This window comes from Micromonospora haikouensis (genome assembly GCF_000876225.1).
Classification (GTDB): Bacteria; Actinomycetota; Actinomycetes; order Mycobacteriales; family Micromonosporaceae; genus Micromonospora; species Micromonospora haikouensis.
Genome location: NZ_JXSX01000003.1, coordinates 47,129 through 62,904 on the forward strand (window position 1 = coordinate 47,129; position 15,776 = coordinate 62,904).

Here is a 15,776-nt window from a genome sequence, read left to right on the forward strand (position 1 = left end):
AGAGAGGTGAATGTCTAGATTTGCGTTGAGTGCGGGGTCTGGCGTCACGGGGCTCGACGAGCAGGCACGCGCGGCGGAGGGGACGTGCGAACATGGGCGGCGTGACCGCGCCCGACCTCGCCCCCATTCTGCTGGTCCTCGGCGACGAGGAGTTGCTCGCCACGCGCGCGGTGACCGAAGCGGTGGCCCGGGTCCGCGCCGTCGATGCGGGCGTGGACGTCCGGGAATACCAGGCCGGAGCACTGGCCGTCGGCGAGATCGCCGAGATGCTCAGCCCGTCGCTGTTCGGCGGCCGGCGGGTGCTGGTCCTGCGCTCCGGTCAGGACGCCCGCAAGGACCTGGTCGCCGCCCTGCTGGCGTACGCGAAGAACCCCGACCCCGAGGTCCACCTGGTGGTGCTGCACCTCGGGGCGGCCAAGGGCAAGGCGTTCGCGGACGGGCTGCGGGCGGCCGGCGCGACCGTGGTGCCGGCGGCGAAGCTCAAGGGGCACCGCGAGCGGGTGGCCTTCGTCCGCGACGAGGTGCGCCGGGCCGGCGGCAAATGCACCGACGACGCGGCGGAGGCGCTCATCGCGGCGGTCGGCACCGACCTGCGCGAGCTGGCCGCCGCCTGCTCCCAACTGGTCGCCGACACCGACGGCCGGATCGGTGCCGACACCGTGGCCCGCTACTACAAGGGGCGGGTGGAGGTGACCGGCTTCACCGTCGCGGACGCCACCATGGTCGGCGACGTCCCGGCGGCGCTGGAGGCGCTGCGCTGGGCGCTGCACGTCGGTGTCGACCCGGTCCCGATCGCCGACGCGCTGGCCGACGGCGTACGCACCGTCGCCCGGGTCGCAGCGGCGGGGCGGGGCGACCCGTACCAGCTGGCCAGCAGCCTCGGCATGCCGGCGTGGAAGGTCAAGAGCGCCCAGCAGCGGGCCCGGGGCTGGACGCCGGAGGGACTGGTGCGGGCGATGCAGGCGGCCGCCGAGTGCAACGCGGCGGTCAAGGGCGGCTCGGACGACCGGGCGTACGCCCTGGAGCGGGCGGTCTTCTCGGTCGCGGCGGCCCGGCAGGGCGGCGCCCGGTGAACCGGCCGGTCCGGGCGTCGTGGGCGACCGTGCCTACCGAGGAGGAGCGGTACCGTCCCCTCTACGCCCGGGCCCTCGGCCTGCGGTTCGTCAACCCCGGCGGAGTGCTCTGCTTCCTCTTCTTCGAGGGGGCCGTCTCGCTGGCCGCCCTGCTCGCCTTGGCCGAGCTGGTGACCTGGTGGGCGGTGCTCGTCCTGCCCGCCGCCGTGGCCGTGATGGTCAAACTCAACGACATGGTGGCCGAGCTGGTGGTCCGGACGGCCGCCCTGGTGCCCGAGCAGGAGCGGGACCGCTTCCGCCGGCAGTTGGAGCCGGTCGTCGGCCGCGCCTCGGTGCGGAGTGCGGCCGCCCCGTTCGGCGGTGCCGGTGTCCCGCTCGGGAACCCTGCTGCCTCGGCCCGGAACGTCGGTGCCACTGTGCCCGGTGCCGGCGGCCACGCCGGCGCGGCTGGTGCGGCCGGTGCACGGGGCCGGGTCGCCATCAGCAGCGTGCGGTCTGGCGGACCGCCCGTGGCTCCGGGCGTGGGCCCCGACGCTCTCGTCGACTCCGAATCGGTCGGCCCCGAGATCGTCGATCCCCGGTTCGTGGGCTCCGAGTTCGCCGACCCTTGGTTCGTCGGCTCCGAGTTCGCCGGGTTCGGCCCGGCGCCCTGGGTGGAGGAGACCCGACCCGACCGGTGACCCGACTCCCGGCCTGGGACGGGGCGATCCTTCGGGACGGGGCGATCCTCGCGGGGCCGGTGGCGGACTGAGGTGATCGACTCCATGTCGCCGACATGGTGGTATCAGCTCCGCCGGAAGGCCCCATGTCGCCGACATGGCAGTGCCCGCGTCGCCCGAAGCCCCGCGTCGCCGCCTACATGACGGCACTCGCGTCGCCGACGTGGCAGCGCCTGCGTCGCCGGAAGGCCCCGCGCCGGGCGGGCAGGCACGCGGAAAGCCGGAAGCCCCGGTGGTCCCGGGGCTTCCGGCTCAGGTCTGTGTTCGCCGCGTCAGGCGGAGAGCGAGACCACGCGCTTGGCGATCGCCGACTTGCGGTTGGCCGCCTGGTTGGAGTGGATCACGCCCTTGCTGACCGCCTTGTCCAGCTTGCGCGAGGCGTCCCGCATGAGAACGGCGGCCTTCTCGGCGTCACCGGCCTCAGCGGCCTCGTGGAACTTCCGGATGGCGGTCTTCAGCGACGACTTGACCGACTTGTTACGCAGCCGGCGCTTCTCGTTCTGCCGGTTGCGCTTGATCTGGGACTTGATGTTCGCCACGCGACAGCCTCGTCTTGATAGCTCGGGTTGGTCTGCTTGTGCGCGCGACGAGCATGCGTCATCGCTGCGCGAAGAGCCAGGTTACCAGGTCCGCCGGGACGAGCCAAAACAGCCCTTCGCGCCCCGCCGGCCGGGCCTCCACCGGACCGGTCACCGCAGGCCGGGCGCGGTAGGCCCGGCACCGCAGGCCGGACAGTGTCGGCAGGGCACAGCAGGTCGGGCACCGCCGGGCGACGCGGCCCAGCCCCGTGCGGCACCGAGCCTCACGCGGTCAGGCACCGAGCCTCACGCGGTCAGGCACCGAGCCTCACGCGGTCAGGCACCGAGCCTCACGCGGTCAGGCACCGAGCCTCACGCGGTCGGGCACCGAGCCTCACGCGGTCGGGCGGCGAGTCTCACGCCGCCTGACAGCGAGCGAGCCCCACGGCGTCAGGCGGCGAGGTCCCAGCCCTGTCGGGCGGCGAGCCAACCGAGAGCCTGCTCACCGCTCCAGCGCTGGTGAGCCCGCAGGTGCGGGGACGCATCCGTCGGGCCGGAGGCCGCCGAGGTGAGCAGGTACCCCGAGAGCGCAGCGAGCGTCACGTCGAGGGCGTCCGTGGGTGCCCCGGCGGTCGCCGGGTGCCCCGCGAAGAGCGCATCGGCGTCCAGGCCGCTGGCGTGGGCGGTGATCAGCAGGCTGACCAGGTCGAACCAGGCCGGCCCGTGGCAGAGCCAGTTCCAGTCGCAGAACCAGGCCCGCCCGGCCGGGTCGACGAGCACGTTGTCCAGGCGCAGGTCGCCGTGGGCGAGCCCGCCGCGCGCGGCGTAGCCGGGGAGGCGGGACTCCAGCGCGACCAGGTCGGGCAGCCGCCGCCGCGCCCCGGGCGGCAGGTCCGGGGCCGGCTCCCGGCCGGCGGCCACCTCGCACCACCAGAGGATGTCCTCCCGGGCCAGGTCTGCCAGCCGGGGAAGGCCGAGCGCGACCAGTTCGGGCGGCGGGTCGGCCAGGGCCGCCGCCACCTCGGCATATCCGGCCAGGGTGGCGTCGAGGTCGGCGCGGGCCCAGGGCAGCGTGGGCGTCCGGCCGTCGATGGCATCCAGGCCGAGGGCGTACCAGCCGGCCGCCGAGACCGTCCAGCGCGGGCGGGGGACCGGCAGGCCGGCGGGGAGCCGGTCGAGCACGGCTGCCTCCCGGGCGTACCAGTCGACGAGGTGACGCTGCTCGGTCAGCGACGCCGCCTTGACGAACACGCGCCGGCCGTCGGCGCCCGCCACCAGGGCGGCGAAGCCCCGGGTGAACCCGGCGCCGGCCACCTTCACCACCGACACGGGCGCGCCCAGCCGGGCGGTCACCGCCGCCCGCAGCCCCGCCGGCAGTTCCGCCCAGGAGGGGCGGTGGGCGGTCGAGTCGTACGACACCGGGGGGAGCGCGATCGGGGTCACCCGCCCATGCTGCCCCACCCCGCCCACTCCCGCCGTACCGTGTCGCCCGCTGGCGTCGGACGGCTCTGCCAGACTGCCAGACCATGAGGACCGACGACTTCTGGCAGTTGATCGACCAGGCCCGGGCCGGCGGGGGCGGCGCGGCCGGCGCGGTCGCCGCCCGGGCGGTCGCGCTGCTGGCCGAGCGCGACGCTGCCGACATCATCGGGTACGCGCGGCACCAGCGCCGGGTGATGGCGGCGTCCTACCGGGCCGAGCTCTGGGGCGCGGCCTACCTGATCAACGGCGGCGCGTCGGACGACGGGTTCGAATACTTCCGGGGCTGGCTGATGACCCAGGGGCGGCAGGTCTTCGCCCGTGCCGTGGCCGACCCGGACTCGCTGGCCGAGCTGCCGAAGATCCGTCAGGCGGCGCTCACCGGCGAGGAGTTCGAGGCGGAGGCGATGCTGACGGTCGCGGAGGAGGCGTACCGGAAGGCGACCGCCGCCGAGCTGCCGCCGGTGGAGGAGGTCCCCTACCCGGAGCTGGGCGAGTTCTGGGACTTCGACGACGAGGAGGAGGCCCGCCGCCAGTTGCCGAAGCTCGCCGCGTTGTTCGTCGAGGCCCCGCAGGAGTGAGCCGTGCTGCGCAGGAGTGAGCCCTGCCCGCGGGAGTGAGCCGGGGCCGGCGGGGGTGAGCCGGAGTGACGGGCCGGGGCGGGGCCGGCGGCCCGGTGGGACGCCAGGAGGAGTGATCCGACCGCCCCAAGGGCGACGTGGGAGCATAGAGGGGGCTGGCGTCCGCGCCGGCCCGCTCACGTCAGCCGACCAGAACGGACCGCTGTGCCACCGACGCTCGATTCCGGCGCGAACGCTCCTGGTGCCACCGACCCGGCGCGCATCCGGAACTTCTGCATCATCGCCCACATCGACCACGGGAAGTCGACCCTGGCCGACCGGATGTTGCAGCTCACCGGCGTGGTCGACCCCCGGCAGATGCGCGCGCAATATCTGGACCGGATGGACATCGAGCGCGAGCGCGGCATCACCATCAAGAGCCAGGCCGTGCGGATGCCGTGGACGATCCGGGAGGGCGACCGGGCCGGCGAGCAGGCCGTCCTCAACATGATCGACACCCCGGGGCACGTCGACTTCACGTACGAGGTGTCCCGGTCGCTGGCCGCCTGCGAGGGCGCGCTGTTGCTGGTCGACGCCGCCCAGGGCATCGAAGCGCAGACCCTGGCGAACCTCTACCTGGCGCTCGAGAACGACCTCAAGATCATTCCGGTGCTCAACAAGATCGACCTGCCGGCCGCCCAGCCCGAGAAGTACGCCGAGGAGCTGGCCCACCTGATCGGCGGCGACCCGGCGGACTGCATCAGGGTCTCCGGCAAGACCGGCGACGGCGTGCCGTACCTGCTCGACGAGATCGTCCGGCAGTTCGTCCCGCCGGTCGGCGACGCCGACGCGCCCGCCCGCGCGATGATCTTCGACTCGGTGTACGACGTCTACCGGGGCGTGGTCACCTACGTCCGGGTGATCGACGGCCGGATCAGCGCCCGGGACCGGATCAAGATGATGTCCACCGGCGCGGTCCACGAGCTGCTGGAGATCGGCGTCATCTCCCCGGAGATGGTGAAGGCCGACGCGCTCGGCGTCGGCGAGGTGGGTTACCTGATCACCGGCGTGAAGGACGTCCGCCAGTCCCGGGTCGGTGACACCGTCACCATCAACAGCCGGCCCGCGACCCAGGCCCTGGGCGGCTACAAGGACCCGAAGCCGATGGTCTACTCCGGCCTCTACCCGATCGACGGGTCCGACTACCCCAACCTGCGCGAGGCGCTGGACAAGCTCAAGCTCAACGACGCCGCGCTGGACTACGAGCCGGAGACCTCGGGCGCGCTCGGGTTCGGTTTCCGCTGCGGCTTCCTCGGCCTGCTGCACCTGGAGATCATCCGGGAGCGGCTGGAGCGGGAGTACAACCTCGACCTGATCTCCACCGCCCCGAACGTGGTCTACCGGGCCATCACCGAGGACGGCCAGGAGCTGGTGGTGACCAACCCGAGCGAGTACCCCACCGGCAAGATCGCCGAGGTGTACGAGCCGGTGGTGCGGGCCACCGTCCTGACCCCGAACGACTACGTCGGCGCGGTCATGGAGCTGTGCCAGGGCCGCCGGGGCAGCCTGCTCGGCATGGACTACCTCTCGGCCGACCGCGTCGAGCTGCGGTACACCCTGCCCCTGGCCGAGATCATCTTCGACTTCTTCGACCAGCTGAAGAGCCGCACCAAGGGGTACGCCTCCCTGGACTACGAGCCCTCCGGCGAGCAGGCGTCCGACCTGGTGAAGGTGGACATCCTGCTGCACGGCGAGCCGGTGGACGCGTTCAGCGCCATCGTGCACAAGGACAAGGCGTACAACTACGGCGTCACCATCGCCGCGAAGCTGCGCAACCTGATCCCGCGCCAGCAGTTCGAGGTGCCGATCCAGGCGGCCATCGGCAGCCGGGTGATCGCCCGGGAGACCATCCGGGCGATCCGCAAGGACGTGCTCGCCAAGTGCTACGGCGGTGACATCAGCCGCAAGCGCAAGCTGCTGGAGAAGCAGAAGGAGGGCAAGAAGCGGATGAAGATGGTGGGCCGGGTCGAGGTCCCCCAGGAGGCCTTCATCGCGGCCCTCTCGTCCGACTCCGGCGACGGCAAGGCCGCCGGCAAGAAGTGAGGGTGTCGTCGGTGGCGTGACACCGACCCGGCCGGGGCGCGACGCCCCGGCCGGGTTTGGAATTTCGGGCCCTCGGGAACTTAGCGGTCACGACAGCTACAACACACCGTTGTGACACTTCTTGAGGAGGAGGGCGACCGTGGAGCTCACCGTTTGGGGCATCATCACCGCCATCGTCGTTGGTCTCATCGTCGGCGCTCTGGGCCGCCTGGTCGTCCCGGGTCGGCAGAACATGCCGATCTGGCTGCACATGCTGATCGGCATCGGCGCGGCCCTGCTCGGCACCGTGCTCGCCCGGGCCATGGGCATCGCCACCGAGACCGCCGGTGTCGACTGGGGCGAGCTGCTGGTCCAGGTCGTGCTGGCCGCCATCGCCGTGGCCCTGGTCGCCGGTGTGGGCCGCCGCCGGAGCGTCACCCACCGGTAACGACACATCGCTGGCTCGACGGGCGCCCGACCATTCCGGTCGGGCGCCCGTTCACATTCCATTCGGCCCCCTGGCCTGCGGAGACGTGTCTCGTTGGCACCTTCCTGAACGCATGTCGCGATGACGGGTTTGAATTTCCGGCGGCCCGGGAACTTGATGGTCGCGACAGTGAACAAGCCTTTTAAGCTTTCTGAGGAGAACGACCATGACCGTTGTCGGAATCATCACCGCGCTCATCGTCGGTCTGATCGTGGGCGCTCTGGGCCGCCTGGTCGTCCCCGGTCGGCAGAACATGCCGATCTGGCTGCACATGCTCGTCGGCGTGGGTGCCGCCCTGCTCGGCACGGTGCTCGCCCGGGCCATGGGCATCGCCACCGAGACCGCCGGTGTGGACTGGGGCGAGCTGCTGGTCCAGGTCGTGGTCGCCGCCATCGCGGTGGCGATCGTGGCCGGCGTGGGCGGTCGCCGCAGCGTCACCCACCGGTAAGCATCCCGCAGCGCACGAACGGGCGTCCGGCCTCCGCGGCCGGGCGCCCGTTCGCGCGCGTACGCCCGGTTTTGCCCCGATGTCGGACTGCCCCCGGGTTCCTCGCCTGCGGTACGGTCGCCTCGCCCCCCGCCCGCCCCCTGTCGTAAAGGAATTTTTCCTACTAGGGTGCGGCAGAGAAGGTTAGTGCCAGGACGGCGCGAGGGAGATGTGGCGTGAACAGGTGGAAACGGCTGGCCCCGGTCACCGCCGTGGTGGCGTCGGCCGCGATGGTGCTCGCCGGCTGCGGCGGCTCGGGCGACGACGAGGCCGCCGACAACAGCAAGCTGACCGTCTGGATGATGGGCGAGGGCAGCGAGGCGCAGACGGCGTTCCTCGACGGCGTCGAGGCCGAGTTCAAGAAGAAGCACCCCGACACCGACGTCGTCGTCCAGTACATCCCCTGGCTCGAGGCGCCGAAGAAGTTCCAGGCGGCCCTCGCCGGCGGCGAAGGCCCCGACGTGACCGAGCTCGGCAACACCGAGACGCAGGGCTGGGCCGCCCAGGAGGCGCTCGCCGACGTCACCGCCAAGTTCGCCGCCTGGCCCGAGGGCAAGGACATCCTGCCCGACCTCGTCCGCAACGCCCAGCTCGACGGCAAGCAGTACGGCGTGCCGTGGTACGCCGGCGTGCGCGCCCTGTACTACCGCACCGACTGGTTCGCCGAGGCCGGCGTCAAGCCGCCGACGAACTGGGACGAGCTGGTCGCCGCCGCCAAGGCCGTGCAGGCCAAGAAGCCGGGCACCTACGGCATCGCGTTGCCGGGCAACTCGGAGCTGCCCTTCTACTCCTTCCTCTGGGGCGCGGGCGGCGAGATCGCCACCCAGCAGGGCGACACCTGGAAGTCCGGCTACACCAGCCCGCAGGCCCAGCAGGCGGTCAAGTTCTGGACCGACCTCGTCACCGTGCACAAGGTCGCCCCGCCCGCCGCCGCCGGGTGGAACGAGATCGACGCCCGCACCCAGTTCGCCACCGGCAAGGCGGCGATGGCCTTCGCCGGCAGTTGGCAGGCCGGCGCCATCAAGAAGGACAACCCCGAGATCGAGAAGGTCTGGGGCACCTTCCCCATCCCCGGCCCGGACGGCAAGCCGGCCCCGGCCTTCGCCGGCGGCTCGGACATCGCCCTGTGGCAGGACAGCAAGAAGCAGGACCTCGCCTGGGACTACCTGACCGTGCTGCTGAGCAAGCAGAAGGACAAGGAGTTCGCCAGCAGCCTCGGTTTCTTCCCGGTCTACTCCGACCTCGTCGGCGGCGGCGAGTACGCCAACGACAAGATCATGGCCGCGTTCGCCACCTCGTTGCAGAACACCAGGCTGACCCCGCTCACCCCGAAGTGGGTCGAGGTCAGCCGCACCAAGACGGTGACCCAGGCTATGAACAGCTCGGTCATCAAGGGTCAGAAGACGGTCGAGCAGGCCACCGCCGACGCGGCCGCCGAGATGGAAAGCATCCTCAACGCGAAGTGACCACGCTGACCCAGGCACCGGAGACGCCTGCCGCGCGGGAGACCCCCGCGCGGCGGCGTCGCCGGGTCGACCGCCTGCCCTACCTGCTGCTCCTGCCCTGCCTGGCGATCATCGGCGTGCTGCTGCTGTGGCCGCTCGGCCAGGTCGTGGCGATGTCCTTCTTCCGGCTCGACAACGTCCGGCAACTGCGCGGCGACCGGGACTGGCCGTGGGTCGGGCTCGGCAACTACGCCGAGATCCTCGGCGACCCGTTCTTCCGCACGGTGCTGCGCAACACGGTGCTCTTCGCCGCGGCCAACGTCGTCCTCACGATGATCCTCGGCACGCTGGTCGGGCTGCTGCTCAACCGGCTCGGCCGGCGGATGGCCACCTTCGTCGCCAGCTGCGTGATGCTGGCCTGGGCCACCCCGGCGCTGACCGGCACCATCGTGTGGAAGTGGCTGTTCGACGACACCTCGGGCCTGGTGACCTGGCTGTTCAACGCCCTGCCCGACGGGCTGTCGAACGCGTTGTTCGGCCGCGCCGACTGGACCGGGTACGGCTGGTTCAACTCGCCGCTGATGTTCTTCTCGATCCTCACCCTCGTGGTGGTCTGGCACTCGTTCCCGTTCATCGCGGTGAGCGTGCTGGCGGGGCTGAAGAGCGTGCCGAGCGAGCTGCACGAGGCAGCCCGGGTCGACGGGGCCGGCCCGTGGAAGGTCTTCTGGAAGATCACCTTCCCGCTGCTGCGGCCCGTCTTCGGCATCCTCGTGGTGCTCTCCACGATCTGGGACTTCAAGGTGTTCACCCAGCAGTTCGTGCTGGCCGGCGGCACCCAGGACCGGCCGACGTTCATGCTGTCGATCTACTCGTACGCCGAGGCGTTCTCCCCGCCCCCCAAGTACGGCCTGGGCGCGGCGATCGCCGTCATCCTCACGCTGATCCTGCTGGTGGTGACCGGCCTCTACGTGCGGATGGTGCTCAAGCAGGAGGAGGACGCGTGAAGCGCGGCGCGGTGGTGAAGCGGGTCGCCCTCAACGGGGCGGGCCTGCTGGTGGCGCTCTTCGCGGCGTTCCCCGTCTACTGGATGATCGCGACGTCGCTCAAGCCCAACCGGGAGATCTTCTCGGCCACGCCCCGGCCGGTGCCGACCGCGCCGACGCTGGAGCACTACCGGGAGATCCTCACCGGCAACCTCATCCCCGGCGTCACGTTCCTGGACTTCTTCCTCAACTCCGTGCTCGTGGCGGTGTCGACCGTGGTGCTCAGCGGCCTGGTCGCGCTGCTCGCCGCGACGGCGGTGGCCCGGTTCCGGTTCAAGCTGCGCACCAGCTTCCTGATCATGCTGCTGGTGGTGCAGATGATCCCGCTGGAGGCGCTGGTCATCCCGCTGTTCCTGATGATCCAGCGGCTGGGCCTCTACAACACGCTGCCCAGCCTGGTCCTGACGTACCTCGGCTTCTCGCTGCCGTTCGCGGTCTGGATGCTGCGCGGCTTCGTGGCCGCCGTGCCCAAGGAGTTGGAGGAGGCCGCGGCGATCGACGGCGCGAGCCGCGCCCAGACCTTCCGCCGCGTCCTGTTCCCGCTGGTCGCGCCGGGCCTGGTGGCCACGAGCATCTTCTCCTTCATCACCGCCTGGAACGAGTTGATCTTCGCGCTGACCTTCGTCAACGACCAGGACCGCTACACCCTGCCCGTGGCGATGACGTTCTTCTTCGGCCGCGACGACACCGCCTGGGGGCCGGTGATGGCCGCCTCGACGCTGTTCACGCTGCCGGTGATCGTCTTCTTCCTGCTGGTGCAGCGCCGGATGGTCTCCGGCCTGGTGGCGGGCGCCGTCAAGGGCTGAGGCGCGCGGAGGGGCGGCGCCGGGCGGGGCATCGGCGGGCCGCGATGCCGCCGTAGGCTGTCGCCATGACGGGCAGGCTGGTGACGGTGAACCTCGGCGTGGTGACCGAGGCGGAGTGGGCGGGCGACGCGAGCGGCCGCAGCGGGATCGACAAGCGGCCGGTGGACGGGCCGGTGCTGCTGCGCGTCGACGGGGTGGCCGGCGACTTCATCGGCGAACGGGCCCACCACGGGGGCCCCGACCAGATCGTCTACGCGTACGCCGAGGAGGACGCCGCGTGGTGGGCGGCCGAGCTGGGCCGCGACATCCGGCCGGGTGCCTTCGGCGAGAACCTGACCACGTACGCGGTGGACGTGACCGGGGCGGTCGTCGGCGAGCGGTGGCAGATCGGGACGGCCCTGCTGGAGGTCACCAAGCCGCGCACGCCGTGCCGGACGTTCGCCGGGTTCTGGGGCGTACCGGACCTGATCAAGCGGTTCACGGTGCGCGCCGCCCCGGGGGCGTACCTGCGGGTGCTGCGGGAGGGCGAGGTCGGCGCGGGCGACCCGGTGGAGGTGGTGGAGCGGCCGGCGCACGGCGTGACCGTCGGCGAGGTGTTCCGGGCGAGCACCCTCGAACCGGAGCTGCTGCCCCGGCTGCTCGACGTCCCCGAGCTGCCCGAGTCGCTGCGGCGCAAGGTCGCGCGCCGGCTCGCCACGCCCGACGCCTGAGGGCCCCGGCGGCCCCAGGGGCGCCGCGCCCGATCGCCGCGCCCGCCACGTCGCCGATCGCCGTGCCCAGGTGTTAATAAGGGCCCCCTGCTATGCGGGATGCGTTAACAGGGGGCCCTTCCTCACACCGTCAGCGGAGCCAGGGGATGCTGCGGTCGAGCAGGCCGCGCTCCTTGAGCTCCTTGCGCAGCGGGATCTCGTCGTCGATGTACCCGTTCCAGTTGATGCCCCAGTAGTTGGCGGTGTGGGTGCCCTCGCCGCAGAGCTGGCGCTGCACCGGCGTGCGGTTGGCCCACCACTCGCCGTCGGTGTCGATGTGCAGCTCGTCCAGCGGCCGGATCCACCGGTAGGTGTAGCCGACGAAGAGCATCTTGCGGGTGATGTTCGACAGGTTTGTCGACCGGGAGTGCCACTGGCGGCGGTCGAAGATGAACGCGTCGCCCGGGTTCGCGGTGATCTCCACCGTGCCCTCCGGGTCCGGGTTGTGCACCGTCAGGTCCGCCGGGCGGGGCAGCGAGTTCCACAGGTGGCTGCCCGGGATCACCTTGGTCGCGCCGCGGCCGGTCTCCGACAGGTCGGAGAGCACGTACGCCACCTTCAGCGAGAACATCGGCCGGGGCAGGTTCGGGTCCATCGTCTCCGGGTCGGAGTTCTGCCGGTACCCGTCCTGGTGCCACCCCCAGTACGGCTTCTCCGGCTCCAGCGCCGGCGGGGTGACGTCGAGGTGGTTGTGGTGGGTGTAGATGTTCCAGCCGGCCAGCCCCCACATGTACGGGAAGGCGATCGGGTGGGTCAGCAGCTGGCCGAAGAGCTCGTCGCGCTCCAGGAAGCCCAGCAGGTGCAGGGTGCCGTCCTTGGTGGTGTTGCCCTTGGCCTTCTCCTCCGCGTACACGCGGTCGACGGCCTCCTCCAGGGCGGCCCGGTGGTCCTCCGTCAGCACGTTCCGCAGCAGGAGGAAGCCCTGCTCGTGGAACTCCTTGCGGTCGGTGTCGCTGATCGGTTCGTAGCCGGTCCGGCCGTCGTAATCGAACACCGCGTCGTACCCCTCCCCATGAGGTGAAACCATTTCTGGCACAGGACGCCGATGCTACTGCGCCCGCGCGGGCGGGTGCGGAGCGCGCCCGGCGGTGCGGGGGAGCGGCCGGACAGTTGGCACCCGTCTGGGTACGGAGGGTGAGATCAGGCGCTTCTCCGGCGGCTTTCGCCGGATATGGAGGATTGTGCGGTAACCGTCGGTGTGGAGAATCGAGGCCGCTCAGGCGTCGGCGAAGACCTCGGCGAGCACCTCGCCGTCGTTCGCCGGGGCGTCGCCCACCCGGCTCCAGGTGCCGGCCTTCGCGGTCCACTCCAGGCCGGCGAAGCGTACCCGCTTCACGCCGTGGTCGGAGGCGTGCGAGACCAGCCAGTGCGCGTACCGCCAGCCGTCGCGCCGGTCGTCGGCCGGCACCGCGAGGCCGGTCAGCTCGGCCGGGGACGCCGCCTCCGGCAGCCCCCAGTCCAGGCTCAGGCCCCGGGTCAGCGCGGCGGCGGCGGCCGCGCCCCGCATCACCGGCGTCGCGCCGACCGTGCAGGCCACCGCGCCGGTCGCCTCGCCGAGCAGCGCCCGGGTCAGCACCTCCGACTCGTCCGCCCACTTCTGGTACGCCTCGGGGAACGCCGAGCGCTGCACCTTCTGCGCCGCGTCGGTGACCCGCATCTTCTCCCAGCCGCGCACCCGCTTGAGCGCGGCGTAGAACTTCCGGGTCGCGTACCGGGGGTCGGCGATCTGCGCCTCGGTGCCCCAGCCCTGGCTCGGCCGCTGCTGGAACAGGCCCAGCGAGTCCCGGTCGCCGTCGGGGAGGTTGCGCAGCCCGGACTCCTGGTAGGCCGTCGCGAGGGCGACCACCACGGCCCGCTCGGGCATCTTCCGCTGGACGCCGATGGCGGCGATCGTGGCGGCGTTGGCCATCTGGTCGGCGTCCAGGCGCACCTGGCCGTCGGCCTGCACCGTGCAGGTGCGGCTGGTCAGGGACAGCGGCAGGCGTAGCTGCCCGCCGGCCTGCCGGACGACGAGCCAGATCCCCACCACGGCGATCACGGCGACGACGACACCGGTCGCGACGACTGCCCGACTTCGCACCCGCACCCCCTGTTCGACGGCGTCCGCCAAGAGTACGTCCCCGCCGCCGCCGTCCGGCCCGTCCGACCGATTCGCTCCGTTCCGTGGCGGGTCGGCCGCGATGCGTGTCCGCCTTCCCCGCGCCCCGGCCCTGAAACCGTCGGCCGACCGGGAACCGCTCGGCCGGCCCGCGGGTCGACCGGCCGGCCCGGGAACCGGTCAGTCCGTCGGCACCCAGCTCGCGTCGCGCTTCTCCCGGAACGCCAGCACGCCCTCGCGCCCCTCGTCGGACAGGAAGAACCCGGTCGACAGGGCGGCCAGCTCGGCGACCCCGGCCCGCAGGTCGGCCGCCGGCGGGCGGCGCAGCAGCTCCTTGGCCCCGGCCAGCGCGTTCGGCGCCCCCCGCACCAGCGAGGCGCAGGCCCGCGCCACCGCCGCGTCCAGCGCGTCCGCCGGCACCGCCGAGGTGACCAGCCCGATCTCGGCGGCCCGCCGCCCGTCGAAGGTGTCGCCGGTGAGGTACAGCTCGGCGGCGGCCCGGGGCGCCAGCCGGGGCAGCACGGTCGCCGAGATCACCGCCGGGATCACCCCGATCCGCACCTCCGTGAACGCGAACGTCGCCTCCTGCGCGCAGATCGCCAGGTCGGCCGCCGCGATCAGGCCCAGCCCGCCGGCCCGCGCGGGCCCGGCGACCCGGGCCACCACCGGCTTCGGGCACTCCCAGACCGCCGCGAGCACGTCGCCGAGCATCCCGGCCGGGACCGTGCCGCTGGCGTACGCGGCGGCGGTCTCCTTCAGGTCGGCGCCGGAGCAGAAGACGGGGCCGGTGTGGTCGAGCACCACCACCCGGACCGCGTCGTCGGCCACGGCGGCGGCCAGCCCGGCCAGCAGCTCGGTCATCAGCGGCGTGGAGAGCGCGTTGCGGTTGTGCGGGCTGTCCAGGGTGAGGGTGGTCACCCCACGGGCCGTGGCGACCCGCACGAGCGCGGCGGTGGAGGTCATGCCGGGCACACTAGTGGCCATGCCCGGCGTCCTTCCAGAAGGCGAGCCCGTCCCGGCCGACGGCTCGCTGCCCGCCACCGTGACCCGCGCCGTCGGCGCGCGCGGCTTCGGCGTGTACGTGCACGTGCCGTTCTGCGCCAGCCGCTGCGGCTACTGCGACTTCAACACCTACACCGCCGACGAGCTGGGCGGCGGGGCGAGCCGCGAGGGGTACGCCGACACGGTGCTCACCGAGCTGGCGCTGGCCTCCCGGGTGCTCGGCGGCAGCCCGCCGCCCCGGGTCGACACCGTGTTCGTCGGCGGCGGCACGCCCACCCTGCTGCCCGCCGACGACCTGGCCCGCATCCTCGACGGCATCGACCGCACCTGGGGGCTGGCGGCCGACGCGGAGGTGACCACCGAGGCCAACCCCGAGTCGGTGACCCCGGAGTCGCTGAAGACCCTGCGGGCCGCCGGGTACACCCGGATCTCGCTGGGCATGCAGTCGGCCGCGCCGGGGGTGCTGGCGATCCTCGACCGCCGGCACCGCGCCGGTCGGGCCACCGAGGCCGCCCGGGAGGCCCGCGACGCCGGGTTCGACCACGTCAACCTCGACCTGATCTACGGTACGCCGGGGGAGAGCGCCGACGACTTCGCCGCGTCCCTGGCGCAGGTGGTGGCCGCCGGGGTGGACCACGTCAGCGCGTACGCCCTGATCGTGGAGGACGGCACCCGGCTGGCCGCGCGGATGCGGCGCGGCGAGCTGCCGTACCCCTCCGACGACGTGGCGGCGGACCGTTACCTGGCCGCGGAGGCCGCCCTCGACGCGGCCGGTTTCTCCTGGTACGAGGTGTCCAACTGGGCCCGCACGCCGGCCGGTCGGTGCCGGCACAACCTGCTCTACTGGAACGGCGGCGACTGGTGGGGCCTCGGGCCGGGGGCGCACAGCCACGTCGGCGGGGTGCGCTGGTGGAACGTCAAGCACCCGGCCGCGTACGCGAAGCGCCTGGCGGCGGGGGAGTCGCCCGGCCTGGCCCGGGAGGTGCTCACGCCCGACGAGGCCCACACGGAGGACGTCATGCTGCGGCTGCGGCTCGCCTCGGGGCTGCCGCTGGCCGTGCTGGACGACGCGGGCCGCGCCGGGGCCCGGCGGGCCCTCGCCGACGGCCTGCTCGACCCGGCCGGCTACGCGGCGGGCCGGGCGGTGCTCACGCTGCGCGGCCGGCTGCTGGCCGACGCGGTCGTGCGCGACCTGCTGCCCTGACGGGGGTGGCCCCGACCGGCCGGG

16 protein-coding genes are annotated in these 15,776 nt (G+C 72.6%); 11 read left to right on the forward strand and 5 right to left on the reverse strand.

Annotated elements, in window-relative coordinates; translation table 11 throughout:
- Positions 1-92: 92 nt before the first annotated feature.
- Positions 93-1,073, forward strand: a complete 981-nt coding sequence (holA, locus tag TK50_RS21850) for a DNA polymerase III subunit delta (protein ID WP_043966751.1) — start codon at positions 93-95, stop codon at positions 1,071-1,073.
- Positions 1,070-1,753 (forward strand): hypothetical protein, encoded by a 684-nt coding sequence (locus TK50_RS35735; RefSeq protein WP_422119953.1) that lies wholly within the window; start codon positions 1,070-1,072, stop codon positions 1,751-1,753. The genes holA and TK50_RS35735 overlap by 4 nt, the downstream gene beginning before the upstream one ends.
- A gap of 311 nt (positions 1,754-2,064) precedes the next feature.
- Here the strand turns inward: TK50_RS35735 and rpsT are convergent, their stop codons facing one another.
- Both rpsT and TK50_RS21865 read right to left on the reverse strand, forming a co-directional pair.
- Positions 2,065-2,331, reverse strand: coding sequence for a 30S ribosomal protein S20 (rpsT, locus tag TK50_RS21860; RefSeq protein WP_043966753.1), 267 nt, complete (start codon positions 2,329-2,331; stop codon positions 2,065-2,067).
- Between the two features lie 429 nt (positions 2,332-2,760).
- Entirely contained in the window at positions 2,761-3,753 is a 993-nt protein-coding gene (locus TK50_RS21865; RefSeq protein WP_043966755.1) for a phosphotransferase family protein, read from the reverse strand.
- 83 nt (positions 3,754-3,836) lie between these two features.
- Between TK50_RS21865 and TK50_RS21870 the strand changes: the two genes are divergently transcribed.
- The 8 genes from TK50_RS21870 to TK50_RS21905 all read left to right on the forward strand — a co-directional run bounded on the left by TK50_RS21870 (position 3,837) and on the right by TK50_RS21905 (position 11,409).
- Positions 3,837-4,370 (forward strand): DUF4240 domain-containing protein, encoded by a 534-nt coding sequence (locus TK50_RS21870; RefSeq protein WP_043966757.1) that lies wholly within the window; start codon positions 3,837-3,839, stop codon positions 4,368-4,370.
- Between the two features lie 204 nt (positions 4,371-4,574).
- Complete coding sequence (lepA, locus tag TK50_RS21875) at positions 4,575-6,452, forward strand: translation elongation factor 4 (protein ID WP_043966760.1); 1,878 nt, start codon at positions 4,575-4,577, stop codon at positions 6,450-6,452.
- 139 nt (positions 6,453-6,591) lie between these two features.
- Positions 6,592-6,879 carry a GlsB/YeaQ/YmgE family stress response membrane protein gene (locus TK50_RS21880; protein WP_043966762.1) on the forward strand — a complete coding sequence of 96 codons (288 nt, stop codon included), beginning with the start codon at positions 6,592-6,594 and terminating at the stop codon, positions 6,877-6,879.
- Between the two features lie 205 nt (positions 6,880-7,084).
- Positions 7,085-7,366 carry a GlsB/YeaQ/YmgE family stress response membrane protein gene (locus TK50_RS21885; RefSeq protein ID WP_043966765.1) on the forward strand — a complete coding sequence of 94 codons (282 nt, stop codon included), beginning with the start codon at positions 7,085-7,087 and terminating at the stop codon, positions 7,364-7,366.
- A 215-nt stretch (positions 7,367-7,581) separates the two neighbouring features.
- The gene (locus TK50_RS21890; protein ID WP_043966767.1) at positions 7,582-8,871 is read left to right on the forward strand and encodes a sugar ABC transporter substrate-binding protein; all 1,290 of its coding nucleotides are present in this window, start codon (positions 7,582-7,584) and stop codon (positions 8,869-8,871) included.
- A complete protein-coding gene (locus TK50_RS21895; protein ID WP_043966769.1) occupies positions 8,868-9,854 on the forward strand; it encodes a carbohydrate ABC transporter permease in 987 nt (328 codons plus the stop codon). The genes TK50_RS21890 and TK50_RS21895 overlap by 4 nt, the downstream gene beginning before the upstream one ends.
- An 11-nt stretch (positions 9,855-9,865) precedes the next feature.
- Positions 9,866-10,699: a carbohydrate ABC transporter permease gene (locus TK50_RS21900; protein WP_043969224.1), complete on the forward strand. Its 834-nt coding sequence runs from the start codon at positions 9,866-9,868 to the stop codon at positions 10,697-10,699.
- 65 nt (positions 10,700-10,764) lie between these two features.
- Positions 10,765-11,409 carry an MOSC domain-containing protein gene (locus tag TK50_RS21905; protein WP_043966772.1) on the forward strand — a complete coding sequence of 215 codons (645 nt, stop codon included), beginning with the start codon at positions 10,765-10,767 and terminating at the stop codon, positions 11,407-11,409.
- Between the two features lie 130 nt (positions 11,410-11,539).
- Here the strand turns inward: TK50_RS21905 and TK50_RS21910 are convergent, their stop codons facing one another.
- From TK50_RS21910 to TK50_RS21920, 3 genes are all read right to left on the reverse strand, one after another.
- Positions 11,540-12,442, reverse strand: coding sequence for a phytanoyl-CoA dioxygenase family protein (locus TK50_RS21910; RefSeq protein ID WP_228986774.1), 903 nt, complete (start codon positions 12,440-12,442; stop codon positions 11,540-11,542).
- A 222-nt stretch (positions 12,443-12,664) separates the two neighbouring features.
- Positions 12,665-13,534: a hypothetical protein gene (locus TK50_RS21915; RefSeq protein ID WP_043969225.1), complete on the reverse strand. Its 870-nt coding sequence runs from the start codon at positions 13,532-13,534 to the stop codon at positions 12,665-12,667.
- A gap of 192 nt (positions 13,535-13,726) precedes the next feature.
- Positions 13,727-14,509, reverse strand: coding sequence for an enoyl-CoA hydratase-related protein (locus TK50_RS21920; protein ID WP_043966775.1), 783 nt, complete (start codon positions 14,507-14,509; stop codon positions 13,727-13,729).
- 19 nt (positions 14,510-14,528) lie between these two features.
- On the opposite strand from TK50_RS21920, the gene hemW reads away from it, so the two are divergent.
- Positions 14,529-15,752, forward strand: coding sequence for a radical SAM family heme chaperone HemW (hemW, locus tag TK50_RS21925; protein WP_199486122.1), 1,224 nt, complete (start codon positions 14,529-14,531; stop codon positions 15,750-15,752).
- The last annotated feature ends 24 nt before the right edge of the window (positions 15,753-15,776 follow it).